A 12,053-nucleotide genomic window follows, 5' to 3' on the forward strand; every position below is an offset into this window, starting at 1 on the left:
TTCTTGCGATTACTCTAACACAGTTAACTGCAAAGTGTTATTCAAACTTCGACCCCGGTCTTTCGCTTATGCGACCTTGCTCAAGCAATGCCTGTTCGATGGTCTGCTGAAGCATGCGAATGCGCTGTTCCATACTGGAGGCGTAGTCGCGGGTCTTCGCTTTTTCCTGAGTCAACTCATAGCTGATGTTCAACGCGGCGATGAAGACCAGCTGCTCAGTATTTGTGACTCTAGTGCGTTCTTTTAAATCTTGCAACCGCTGATTAAGGTCTTCAGCTGCCTGATTCAGGGCATCCCTTTGTTCAGGCGGGCAATTCACTCGCAGTGAACGGCCAAAAATTTGGAGATCTACGGGTTGTGCAGACATGCCACCTTCCTGCTGATTGACTGCGCTGCCTTCACGTCCGAGCCCGGCTCTGCGAAGGGGCGACACTATAGCTACCTGGTGCGGGGATACAAGCCCTTTTCTGGTTCACCAGGGTCCAAAGTGGTAGCATATCATGAATATTCCTCCCAACGATGACGAATGCGCATGTCTATACAGAACGAAATGCCTGGTTACAACGATGTAGACCAGTTACTGAACCAACAAGGGGTGGGATTAACCCCGGCCGAAATGCACGGTTTGATAAGCGGCATCCTCTGCGGCGGCAACACCGACAGCAGCTGGCAGCCGCTGGTGCATGACCTGACCAACGAAGGTCTTGCCTTTGGTCATGAACTGGCCCAGGCGCTGCGTAGCATGCATTCCGCCACCAGCGACTCGCTGGAAGATGACGGCTTTCTGTTCCAGCTGTATATGCCGGAAGGCGACAACGTCAGCGTTTTCGACCGCGCCGACGCGCTGGCGGGCTGGGTTAACCATTTCCTGTTAGGCCTTGGCGTGACCCAGCCGAAGCTGGATAAAGTGAAGGATGAGACCGGCGAAGCCATCGATGATCTGCGTAACATTGCGCAACTCGGCTACGACGAAGATGAAGACCAGGAAGAGCTGGAGATGTCTCTCGAAGAGATTATTGAGTACGTACGCGTCGCCGCGTTACTGTGCCACGATACCTTCGCGCGCCAGCAGCCAACCGCACCGGAAGTACGCAAGCCAACGTTACACTAAATAAAAAACGACATTCAGGGGGCGTCATGACACAGCAGGAGTTTCTTTCTCGTCGCCAGGCATTATTGGCGCAGATGCAGCCGGGCAGCGCGGCGCTGATTTTTGCCGCGCCGGAAGCGGTACGCAGCGCAGATTCGGAATATCCCTACCGGCAGAACAGCGATTTTTGGTACTTCACCGGCTTCAATGAACCGGAAGCGCTGCTGGTGCTGATCAAAAGCGATGACACGCACAACCATAGCGTGCTGTTTAACCGCGTTCGCGATCTGACGGCGGAAATCTGGTTTGGCCGCCGTCTGGGACAGGATGCCGCGCCGGGGAAACTCGGCGTCGATCGCGCGCTGGCGTTTAGCGAAATCAACCAGCAGCTGTATCAACTGCTCAACGGCCTGGACGCTATCTATTTCGCCCAGGGCGAATATGCCTATGCCGATGAAATTGTGTTTAACGCCCTCGAAAAACTGCGTAAAGGTTCACGTCAGAACCTGCAGGCGCCGAACTCCGTCATCGACTGGCGGCCTGTGGTGCATGAAATGCGCCTGTTTAAATCCGCGGAAGAGCTGGAAGTAATGCGCCGCGCCGGCGAGATTTCCGCCCTTGCCCATACCCGGGCGATGGAAAAATGCCGCCCAGGCATGTTCGAATATCAGCTGGAAGGCGAAATTCTCCATGAATTCAACCGCCATGGCGCGCGTTTCCCGTCTTATAACACCATCGTTGGCGGCGGCGAAAACGCCTGCATCCTGCACTACACCGAAAACGAATCCGAACTGCGTGATGGCGATTTAGTGCTGATTGACGCCGGCTGTGAATACCGCGGCTATGCGGGCGATATCACCCGCACCTTCCCGGTTAACGGTAAATTCACTAAACCGCAGCGTGAAATCTACGACATCGTGCTGGAATCGCTGGAAACCGCGCTGGAGCTGTATCGTCCGGGTACCTCCATTTATGAAGTTAATCAGGAAGTGGTGCGCATTATGATTACCGGCCTGGTGCGGCTGGGGATCCTGAAAGGCGAGATTGACGAGCTTATCGCCAACAACGCCCACCGCCCGTACTTTATGCATGGCCTGAGCCACTGGTTGGGTCTGGATGTGCACGATGTCGGTAATTACGACACCGACCGTTCGCGGGTACTGGAACCGGGAATGGTGTTGACCGTCGAGCCGGGGCTGTATATCGCCACCGACGCCGACGTACCGGCGCAATATCGCGGCATCGGTATTCGTATTGAAGATGACATCGTGATTACCGAAGATGGCAACGAAAATCTCACCGCCAGCGTGGTGAAGAAGGCGGATGAGATCGAGGCGCTGATGGCGGCGGCGTGCCAGTCATGAGCGTGCTGATTGTCGGCGGCGGGATGACCGGCGCGACGCTCGCGCTGGCCATCTCCCGTTTGACCGGCGGTGCGCTGCCGGTTCATCTGATTGAAGCGCAGGATCCGGCGTCGTCACGCCACCCAGGTTTTGACGATCGGGCGATCGCCCTGGCTGCGGGCACCTGCCAGCAGCTGGCGCGCATCGGTATCTGGCAGAACCTTGCTAAACGAGCGACGCCTATCCAGCGGGTACACGTCAGCGACCGCGGCCATGCCGGTTTTGTAAACCTGGCGGCGGCCGATTACGGCCTGTCGGCGCTGGGGCAGGTGGTTGAACTCCACGATGTCGGCCAGCGGCTGTTTAGCCTGCTGCGCGAGGCGCCGGGCGTCACCCTGCACTGTCCGACGAAAGTGGAAGCGGTCAACCGCAGCCAGGACAGCGTCAGCCTCACCCTTGATAGCGGCGAAACCATCAACGGTAAGCTGCTGGTGGCGGCAGATGGTTCGCGTTCGTCGCTGGGCGCGCGCTGCGGCATTAGCTGGCAGCAGCAGCCCTATGAGCAACTGGCGATTATCGCCAACGTTAGCACCGCGTTGCCGCACGAAGGCCGCGCCTTCGAACGCTTTACCGAGCATGGTCCGCTGGCGATGCTGCCGATGTCGCAAGGGCGCTGTTCGCTGGTGTGGTGCCATCCGCAGTCGCGGCGCGACGAGGTGCTGAGCTGGTCTGACGAACGTTTTTGCCAGCAATTACAGCAGGCGTTCGGCTGGCGGCTGGGGCGCATTACCCATGCCGGTAAGCGTAGCGTCTATCCGCTGGCGTTAACTACCGCTATCCGTTCGGTGTCGCACCGTCTGGCGCTGGTCGGCAACGCGGCGCAGACATTACACCCGATCGCCGGGCAGGGCTTTAATCTCGGTCTGCGCGACGTGATGAGCCTGGCTGAAATGCTTGCCGATGCCCACGCGCTCGGCGAGGATGTGGGCAATTATTCCCTGCTGTGCCGTTATCAGGCGCGGCGAGCGGATGATAAAGCCGCCACCATCGGCGTGACCGATGGGCTGGTGCATCTCTTTGCCAACCGTTGGGCGCCGCTGGTGGCGGGGCGCAACGTCGGGCTAATGGCGATGGAATTATTTACCCCGGCGCGCGATGCGCTGGCGCAGCGTACCCTCGGTTGGGTTCCCCGTTAAGGAGTAGAACGTGCAAAGTGTTGATGTTGCCATTGTTGGCGGCGGAATGGTGGGACTGGCGGTGGCCTGTGGTTTACAGGGCAGCGGCCTGCGCGTCGCGGTGCTGGAACAAGCGGCGCCGCAGCCTCTTGACGCCGATGCGCCGCCGGCGCTGCGCGTTTCGGCTATTAATGCCGCCAGCGAAAAGCTACTGGATAAGCTGGGCGTCTGGAGCGAAATCATCGCCCAGCGCGCCAGCTGCTATCACGGCATGGAAGTGTGGGACAAAGATAGCTTTGGCCGCATTAGCTTCGATGACCAGAGCATGGGCTTTAGCCATCTGGGCCATATTATTGAAAATGCCGTGGTGCATCACGCGCTGTGGCAGAAGGCGCAGCGCTGTGCTGACGTTACCCTGCTGGCGCCTGCGCAGCTGCAGCAGGTGGCGTGGGGCGAAAACGAAGCCTTCCTGAGCCTGCAGGACGGCAGCATGCTGACCGCGCGGCTGGTGGTCGGCGCCGATGGCGCCAATTCGTGGCTGCGCAATAAAGCCGATATTCCACTGACCTTCTGGGACTATCGCCATCATGCGCTGGTGGCGACGATACGTACCACCGAGCCGCATCAGGCGGTGGCGCGTCAGGCGTTTCACGGCGAAGGCATTCTGGCCTTCCTGCCGCTTAGCGATCCGCATCTGTGCTCGATCGTCTGGTCGCTGTCGCCGGAGGAGGCGCAGCGGATGCAGCAGGCCGATGCAGCCGCGTTTAACCAGGCGCTGAACATCGCTTTTGATAATCGCCTTGGCCTTTGCCAGCTTGAAAGCGATCGGCAGGTTTTCCCGCTGACCGGACGCTACGCGCGTCAGTTCGCCGCCCATCGTCTGGCGCTGGTTGGCGATGCCGCCCACACTATTCATCCGCTGGCCGGGCAGGGGGTAAACCTTGGCTTTATGGACGCCGCCGAACTTATCGACGAGCTGAAGCGCCTGCACGCGCAGGGTAAAGATATCGGTCAGCATTTGTACCTGCGCCGCTATGAGCGCAGCCGCAAGCACAGCGCCGCGCTGATGCTGGCGGGTATGCAGGGGTTCCGCGAAATGTTCTCCGGCAGCCATCCGGCGAAGAAATTCCTCCGCGACATGGGGCTCAAACTGGCCGATTCGCTGCCTGGCGTAAAACCGCAGCTGATTCGTCAGGCGATGGGCCTTAACGATCTCCCCGCCTGGTTACGTTAACCCCGTCACACTTCTTTTACCCGGCCTGCGCGCCGGGTTTTCTCCCTCATTTGAAATATTCTAATTTCACCTCTTATTTCGCATTAGTTTTATTAATGCGCTCTTTTTTTTGTTAAAGAAATTAGGCCCGTAAAATCGCATAAAACACCATCATCACCTGACTGGTTGGCTCATCATGTTAATTTTATGTGGCATAAATCGCTTTTTTCCAGTCAATAACTCTGTAGGCTTTCCGGCGCGCTTTGGTCATAAGCTAATGTGATGTCCTGATTTACCTTATGGTTTAGCACCGGGTTCGGTGGTAAGTTCAGGCAAAAGAGAACGTTTGCGTCGGTGTCCGTAAGCGGTGCCGTCGCCGGATTTCGTGGCGCAAAATCGCCGACAATATCGTGGCTGGTTCCGTTTTATTCGATGAGGAAAAGATGGCTCAACAGACTCCGTTGTATGAACAACACACGCTGTGCGGCGCTCGCATGGTGGATTTCCATGGCTGGATGATGCCGCTGCATTACGGGTCCCAGATTGATGAGCACCACGCGGTGCGCGGCGATGCAGGGATGTTCGATGTGTCGCATATGACCATCGTCGATTTCCACGGCAGCCGGATCAGAGAGTTCTTGCGCTATTTGCTGGCAAACGATGTGGCGAAGCTTACCACCCCAGGCAAAGCGCTCTACACCGGCATGCTAACCGCTTCCGCCGGCGTCATCGATGACCTGATTGTTTATTTCCTTTCTGAAGATTATTTCCGCCTCGTTGTTAACTCCGCCACTCGTGAAAAAGACCTCGCCTGGATTTCCGAACAAGCCGAACCTTACGGTCTTGAAATCACCGTTCGCGACGATCTGTCGCTGATCGCGGTGCAGGGTCCGCAGGCGAAAGCGAAGGCGGCGACGCTGTTCACCGACGCTCAGCGCCAGGCCGTGGAAGGCATGAAGCCGTTCTTCGGCGTACAGGCCGGCGACCTGTTTATCGCCACCACCGGTTATACCGGCGAAGCGGGTTATGAAATCGCTATGCCGAACGAGCAGGCGGCGGATTTCTGGCGCGGTCTGCTGGACGCCGGCGTTAAGCCGTGTGGTCTTGGCGCGCGCGATACTCTGCGCCTGGAAGCCGGGATGAACCTGTATGGCCAGGAGATGGATGAAGGCGTCTCGCCGCTGGCGGCGAACATGGGCTGGACTATCGCCTGGGAGCCCGCCGATCGTAAATTCATCGGCCGCGAAGCGCTGGAAATGCAGCGCGAAAAAGGCACCGAGCAGCTGGTTGGCCTGGTGATGACCGAGAAAGGCGTCCTGCGCGGCGGCCTGCCGGTACGTTTTACCGATAGCGACGGTAATCAAAAAGAAGGCATTATCACCAGCGGCACCTTCTCGCCGACGCTGGGCTACAGCATCGCGCTGGCTCGCGTACCGGCCGGGATTGGCGAAACCGCGGTGGTGCAAATTCGTAACCGTGAAATGCCGGTAAAAGTGACTAAACCTGGTTTTGTACGCAATGGCAAAGCCATTGTGTGATTTCCCTTTTTTGGAGATGAATTGATGAGCAACGTACCAGCAGAACTGAAATACAGCAAAGAACACGAGTGGCTGCGTAAAGAAGCGGACGGTACCTATACCGTTGGGATCACCGAGCACGCGCAGGAGCTGCTTGGCGACATGGTTTTCGTTGACCTGCCGGAAGTGGGCGCCACCGTTGAAGCGGGCGCCGATTGCGCCGTTGCCGAATCTGTGAAAGCGGCTTCTGATATCTACGCGCCGATTAGCGGTGAAATCGTTGCCGTCAACGAAGAGCTGAACGACTCTCCGGAACTGGTCAACAGCGACCCGTATGCCGACGGCTGGATCTTCAAAATTAAAGCCAGCGACGAAGCGCAGGTTGCCGCGCTGCTGGATGCGACCGCCTATGAAGCTCTGTTAGAAGACGAATAAGCCTTTACCCTCTCCCCTGTGGGGAGAGGGAAGGGTGAGGGGAACCGATAATACCCTCACCCCAGCCCTCTCCCTAAGGGAGAGGGAGAAAACACATTCACCGCACGTTTCAGGAACCATCGCTCATGACTCAGACTTTAAGTCAGCTTGAAAACCGCGACGCCTTTATTGAACGTCACATTGGCTCGGACGCTCAGCAGCAGCAAGAGATGCTGAAGACCGTCGGCGCGGATTCGCTTAACGCCCTGATTGGCCAGATTGTGCCGCAGGATATCCAGCTGGCGACCCCACCACAGGTGGGCGACGCGACTACCGAATTCGCCGCGCTGGCGGAGCTGAAGGCGATCGCCGGTCGCAACAAGCGCTTCAAGTCTTACATCGGCATGGGCTACACCGCCGTGCAACTGCCGCCAGTCATTCAGCGCAACATGCTGGAAAACCCGGGCTGGTATACCGCCTATACCCCTTACCAGCCGGAAGTATCCCAGGGCCGTCTGGAATCACTGCTGAACTTCCAGCAGGTGACGCTGGATCTGACCGGGCTGGATATCGCTTCCGCTTCGCTGCTTGATGAAGCCACCGCCGCCGCCGAAGCGATGGCGATGGCTAAACGCGTGAGCAAACTGAAGAACGCCAACCGCTTCTTCGTTGCCGCCGACGTTCATCCACAAACGCTGGATGTGGTTCGCACCCGCGCGGAAACCTTTGGCTTCGACGTGATTGTCGATGACGCCGACAAAGTGCTCGATCACCAGGATGTCTTTGGCGTGCTGCTGCAGCAGGTTGGCACCACCGGTGAAATCCACGATTACAGTAAACTTATCGCCGAGCTGAAAGCACGCAAAGTGATTGTCAGCGTCGCCGCTGACTTTATGGCGCTGGTGCTGCTGACGGCGCCGGGCAAGCAGGGCGCCGATATTGTCTTCGGTTCCGCTCAACGCTTCGGCGTGCCGATGGGCTATGGCGGCCCGCACGCGGCCTTCTTCGCGGCGAAAGATGAATTCAAACGCTCCATGCCGGGCCGTATTATCGGCGTATCGAAAGATGCGGCGGGTAATACCGCGCTGCGCATGGCGATGCAGACTCGCGAGCAGCATATCCGCCGCGAAAAAGCGAACTCCAACATTTGTACCTCGCAGGTTCTGCTGGCCAACATCGCCAGCCTGTACGCGGTTTTCCACGGCCCGGCGGGCCTGAAACGTATCGCTGGCCGCATTCATCGCCTGACCGACATTCTGGCCGACGGCCTGCAGAAGAAAGGGCTGAAGCTGCGCCATGCGCACTACTTCGACACCCTTTGCGTCGAAGTGGCGGATAAAGCCGCGGTGCTGGCGCGTGCCGAAGCGCTGCAGATTAACCTGCGTAGCGATATTCACGGCGCGGTTGGCATTACGCTCGATGAAGCGACCACCCGCGAAGATGTGCTGAACCTGTTCCGCGCCATCGTCGGCGACGATCACGGTCTGGATATCGATACCCTGGATAAAGACGTGGCGCTGGATAGCCGTTCGATCCCGGCGGCGATGCTGCGCGACGATGCGATCCTCACCCATCCGGTGTTTAACCGCTACCATAGCGAAACCGAGATGATGCGCTACATGCACGCGCTGGAGCGTAAAGATCTGGCGCTGAACCAGGCGATGATCCCTCTGGGATCCTGCACCATGAAACTGAACGCCGCGGCGGAGATGATCCCGATCACCTGGCCGGAATTTGCCGAGCTGCACCCGTTCTGCCCGGTCGAGCAGGCGGAAGGTTATCATCAGATGATCGCCCAGCTTTCTGACTGGCTGGTTAAATTGACCGGCTATGACGCCGTCTGTATGCAGCCGAACTCCGGCGCGCAGGGCGAGTATGCTGGCCTGCTGGCGATTCGCCACTATCACGAGAGCCGCAACGAAGGCCATCGCGATATCTGCCTGATCCCAAGCTCCGCGCACGGCACTAACCCGGCTTCCGCGCAGATGGCGGGTATGCAGGTGGTGGTCGTTGCCTGCGACAAAAACGGCAACATCGATCTTACCGATCTGCGTGAAAAAGCAGAGCAGGCGGGGGCGAATCTCTCCTGCATCATGGTCACCTATCCGTCGACCCACGGCGTGTATGAAGAGACCATCCGTGAAGTGTGCGAGATAGTGCATCAGTTCGGCGGTCAGGTTTACCTCGACGGCGCCAATATGAACGCCCAGGTTGGGATCACTTCTCCGGGCTTTATCGGCGCTGACGTTTCACACCTCAACCTGCATAAAACCTTCTGCATTCCGCACGGCGGCGGCGGCCCAGGTATGGGCCCTATCGGCGTGAAAGCGCACCTGGCGCCGTTTGTACCGGGCCACAGCGTGGTACAGATTGAAGGCATGCTGACCCGTCAGGGCGCGGTTTCCGCCGCGCCGTTCGGCAGCGCCTCTATCCTGCCGATCAGCTGGATGTATATCCGCATGATGGGCGCGGAAGGGCTGAAGCAGGCGAGCCAGAACGCGATTCTCAACGCTAACTATATCGCTACCCGGCTGAAAGATGCCTACCCGGTGCTGTATACCGGCCGCGATGGTCGCGTGGCGCACGAATGTATTCTCGATATTCGTCCGCTGAAAGAAGAGACCGGCATAAGCGAGTTGGATATTGCTAAGCGCCTGATCGACTTCGGTTTCCATGCGCCGACCATGTCCTTCCCGGTTGCCGGGACGCTGATGGTTGAGCCGACAGAATCTGAAAGCAAGGTAGAGCTGGACCGCTTTATTGACGCCATGCTGGCGATCCGCGCGGAAATCGATCGCGTTAAAGCCGGTGAATGGCCGCTGGAAGATAACCCGCTGGTGAACGCGCCGCACACCCAGGGCGAGCTGGTTGGCGAGTGGAACCATCCGTACAGCCGCGAGCTGGCGGTATTCCCGGCTGGGTTGCACAACAAGTACTGGCCGACGGTAAAACGCCTGGACGATGTCTACGGCGACCGTAACCTGTTCTGCTCCTGCGTCCCGATGAGCGAATACCAGTAAGTGGTGAATTAGCTAAACTTTTAAAGGCGCTGCGGCGCCTTTATTTTTTTGGAGAGAAGGTATGGCGATAGCTCTGATTAGCGGCGCGAGCCGCGGCATAGGCCGGGCGACGGCGCTGCTGTTGGCGCAGGAAGGGTATACCGTCGCGGTTAATTATCATCACAACATTAAAGCCGCCACCGAAGTGGTCAATACCATTGTTGAATCTGGCGGCAAAGCCACGGCGCTGCGGGCGGATATCAGCGATGAAGCGCAGGTGATGGCGATGTTTGAGGCGGTTGACCGCATGGGCGAACCGCTGACGGCGTTGGTCAACAACGCCGGGATCCTGTTTACCCAATGTACGGTGGAGAGCCTGAGCGCCGAGCGTATTAACCGCGTGCTGGCCACCAACGTCACCGGATACTTTCTTTGCTGTCGCGAGGCGGTCAAGCGCATGTCGCATCGGCATGGTGGCAAGGGCGGGGCGATAGTTAACGTTTCGTCGGCGGCGTCGCGCCTTGGCGCGCCGGGAGAGTACGTTGACTATGCCGCGTCGAAAGGGGCGGTAGATACCCTGACCACCGGGCTGGCGCTGGAAGTGGCGGCGCAGGGGATTCGGGTAAACGGCGTGCGTCCGGGGCTGATTTATACCGAGATGCACGCCTCCGGCGGCGAACCGGGACGCGTGGACCGGGTGAAAAGTTCGCTACCGATGCAGCGCGGCGGCCAGCCGGAAGAGGTCGCTCAGGCCATTGCCTGGCTGCTGAGCGACAAAGCGTCGTATGTGACGGGTAGCTTCCTCGAACTGGCGGGTGGTAAATAACCCTGGCCATCGTTCAATAGCCCGGCGGCGCAGCGCGAGCCGGGGAAACCTTCCCGGATGGCGGCTACGCCTTATCCGGGCTACCCAACAATACGTACCCGTAGCCCGGCTGAGCGCAGCGCGAGCCGGGGAAACCTTCCCGGATGGCGGCTACGCCTTATCCGGGCTACCCAACGATGCGTATCCGTAGCCCGGCTGAACGCAGCGCGAGCCGGGGAAACCTTCCCGGATGGCGGCTACGCCTTATCCGGGCTACCCAACGATGCGTATCCTAGCCCGGCTGAGCGCAGCGCGAGCCGGGGAAACCTTCCCGGATAGCGGCTACGCCTTATCCGGGCTACCCAACAACGCGAGCCGGGTAACCCGACGGTCTACCAGGAGGCCAGCCATAGCCTAAGGCGCATTCCCCAACTGCTGGTCCAGCCGGTGGTAACCGACTTCACCTCGCCTTGAGAAATGAACACCAGCGTTGGCGTCACCTGGATATCCCACTGCCGGGCCAGCTGGCCGCTCGGATCATTTACCGTCGGCAGCGCCATTTTCTTCCTGGTCAGCCACTTCTCCAGCGCGGCGTTATCGCCGGAACGCAGGGCTACCGTCAGCACATTGCCGCCATCGGCGGCAAGCGATGCCACCGACGGTGTGGTATAGCGACAGACTCCGCACCAGGTCGCCCAGACGTACAGCAGCAGCGGCTTTTGCTGGCTCATGGCGTTCAGATCCAGCGTTCTGCCGTCGCGTGTCTGCAGCGATGTGGCGCTGAAGTTTTGCGGCAGCGTGGGCTGGCGAAAATAATCCACCGCCAGGCTCACCGCCGCGCCAATCAGCAGCCACACCGCCAGCTCGCGTAGCCAGCGCCTGAGTTTACTGGCCACGGGCTTTCGCCAGCTGCTCTTTCACCAGCCCCTCCAGGTCTTCAGCAGGGATCGCGCCGGCGACCATCTGATCGCCGATGATGGTCGCCGGGGTGCCCTGAATATTCAGCACCTGCGACAAAATCAGGTTCATCTTCAGCGAATCCATGGTTTTGTCATCAATATTCACGCTATCGGTGGCGGTTTTCTTCTGCGCGGCGGCGATGCTGGCGTCATCGTGATAGCCTTTTTTCGCCATCAGCCGCTGATGCAGCGCCCAGAATTTATCGGGCTGCTGACGCCAGGTGGAGAGCGCGGCTTTAGCGGCATTCACCGAACTCTGCCCTTTAAACGGCAGCAGCTTAACGATGAGCTGGATGTCCGGATTATCGTGGACGATTTTTTCCAGCATCGGATCAAACTGTTTGCAGTAAGGGCAGTTGTAATCGGTAAACGAGACGATCGTGAGCTTCGGCGCTTTCGCGCCGGTGCGCGGGCTATTCGGATCGTTAAACAGCAGTTGGGCTAACTGGTCATTACCGTTCGATTGTGGTTCTTCCTCCGGGGCGGCGAAGCTGAAGGCCGATACGCACAGCAGCAATAAGGCGGTGATAGCTCTCAT

11 protein-coding genes are annotated in these 12,053 nt (G+C 58.8%); 8 read left to right on the forward strand and 3 right to left on the reverse strand.

The window, feature by feature from the left end; translation table 11 throughout:
- Positions 1 to 37 precede the first annotated feature (37 nt).
- A complete protein-coding gene (gene zapA / locus PGR29_RS14435; protein WP_004205298.1) occupies positions 38 to 367 on the reverse strand; it encodes a cell division protein ZapA in 330 nt (109 codons plus the stop codon).
- 165 nt (positions 368 to 532) lie between these two features.
- Between zapA and PGR29_RS14440 the strand changes: the two genes are divergently transcribed.
- From PGR29_RS14440 to PGR29_RS14475, 8 genes are all read left to right on the forward strand, one after another.
- Positions 533 to 1,111 carry a YecA family protein gene (locus PGR29_RS14440; RefSeq protein WP_015703432.1) on the forward strand — a complete coding sequence of 193 codons (579 nt, stop codon included), beginning with the start codon at positions 533 to 535 and terminating at the stop codon, positions 1,109 to 1,111.
- Between the two features lie 26 nt (positions 1,112 to 1,137).
- Positions 1,138 to 2,454, forward strand: a complete 1,317-nt coding sequence (pepP, locus tag PGR29_RS14445; RefSeq protein WP_316424743.1) for a Xaa-Pro aminopeptidase — start codon at positions 1,138 to 1,140, stop codon at positions 2,452 to 2,454.
- Complete coding sequence (ubiH, locus tag PGR29_RS14450) at positions 2,451 to 3,629, forward strand: 2-octaprenyl-6-methoxyphenyl hydroxylase (protein ID WP_316424744.1); 1,179 nt, start codon at positions 2,451 to 2,453, stop codon at positions 3,627 to 3,629. Before pepP ends, ubiH begins: the two co-directional genes overlap by 4 nt.
- 10 nt (positions 3,630 to 3,639) lie before the next feature.
- Positions 3,640 to 4,842, forward strand: coding sequence for an FAD-dependent 2-octaprenylphenol hydroxylase (gene ubiI / locus PGR29_RS14455; RefSeq protein ID WP_015703429.1), 1,203 nt, complete (start codon positions 3,640 to 3,642; stop codon positions 4,840 to 4,842).
- 422 nt (positions 4,843 to 5,264) lie between these two features.
- Positions 5,265 to 6,359 carry a glycine cleavage system aminomethyltransferase GcvT gene (gcvT, locus tag PGR29_RS14460; protein WP_316424745.1) on the forward strand — a complete coding sequence of 365 codons (1,095 nt, stop codon included), beginning with the start codon at positions 5,265 to 5,267 and terminating at the stop codon, positions 6,357 to 6,359.
- A gap of 24 nt (positions 6,360 to 6,383) precedes the next feature.
- Positions 6,384 to 6,773: a glycine cleavage system protein GcvH gene (gcvH, locus tag PGR29_RS14465; RefSeq protein ID WP_015703428.1), complete on the forward strand. Its 390-nt coding sequence runs from the start codon at positions 6,384 to 6,386 to the stop codon at positions 6,771 to 6,773.
- 125 nt (positions 6,774 to 6,898) lie between these two features.
- Entirely contained in the window at positions 6,899 to 9,772 is a 2,874-nt protein-coding gene (gene gcvP / locus PGR29_RS14470) for an aminomethyl-transferring glycine dehydrogenase (protein WP_316424746.1), read from the forward strand.
- 61 nt (positions 9,773 to 9,833) lie between these two features.
- Entirely contained in the window at positions 9,834 to 10,577 is a 744-nt protein-coding gene (locus PGR29_RS14475) for an SDR family oxidoreductase (protein WP_087859756.1), read from the forward strand.
- A gap of 371 nt (positions 10,578 to 10,948) precedes the next feature.
- Here PGR29_RS14475 and PGR29_RS14480 read toward each other — a convergent pair whose 3' ends face one another.
- Both PGR29_RS14480 and PGR29_RS14485 read right to left on the reverse strand, forming a co-directional pair.
- Positions 10,949 to 11,452 carry a protein disulfide oxidoreductase gene (locus tag PGR29_RS14480; RefSeq protein WP_316424747.1) on the reverse strand — a complete coding sequence of 168 codons (504 nt, stop codon included), beginning with the start codon at positions 11,450 to 11,452 and terminating at the stop codon, positions 10,949 to 10,951.
- Positions 11,442 to 12,053, reverse strand: coding sequence for a DsbA family protein (locus PGR29_RS14485; protein ID WP_087859754.1), 612 nt, complete (start codon positions 12,051 to 12,053; stop codon positions 11,442 to 11,444). The genes PGR29_RS14480 and PGR29_RS14485 overlap by 11 nt, the downstream gene beginning before the upstream one ends.

Origin of the sequence: Klebsiella sp. 141203, from assembly GCF_032601985.1 — a bacterium.
Classification (GTDB): domain Bacteria; phylum Pseudomonadota; class Gammaproteobacteria; order Enterobacterales; family Enterobacteriaceae; genus Klebsiella; species Klebsiella aerogenes.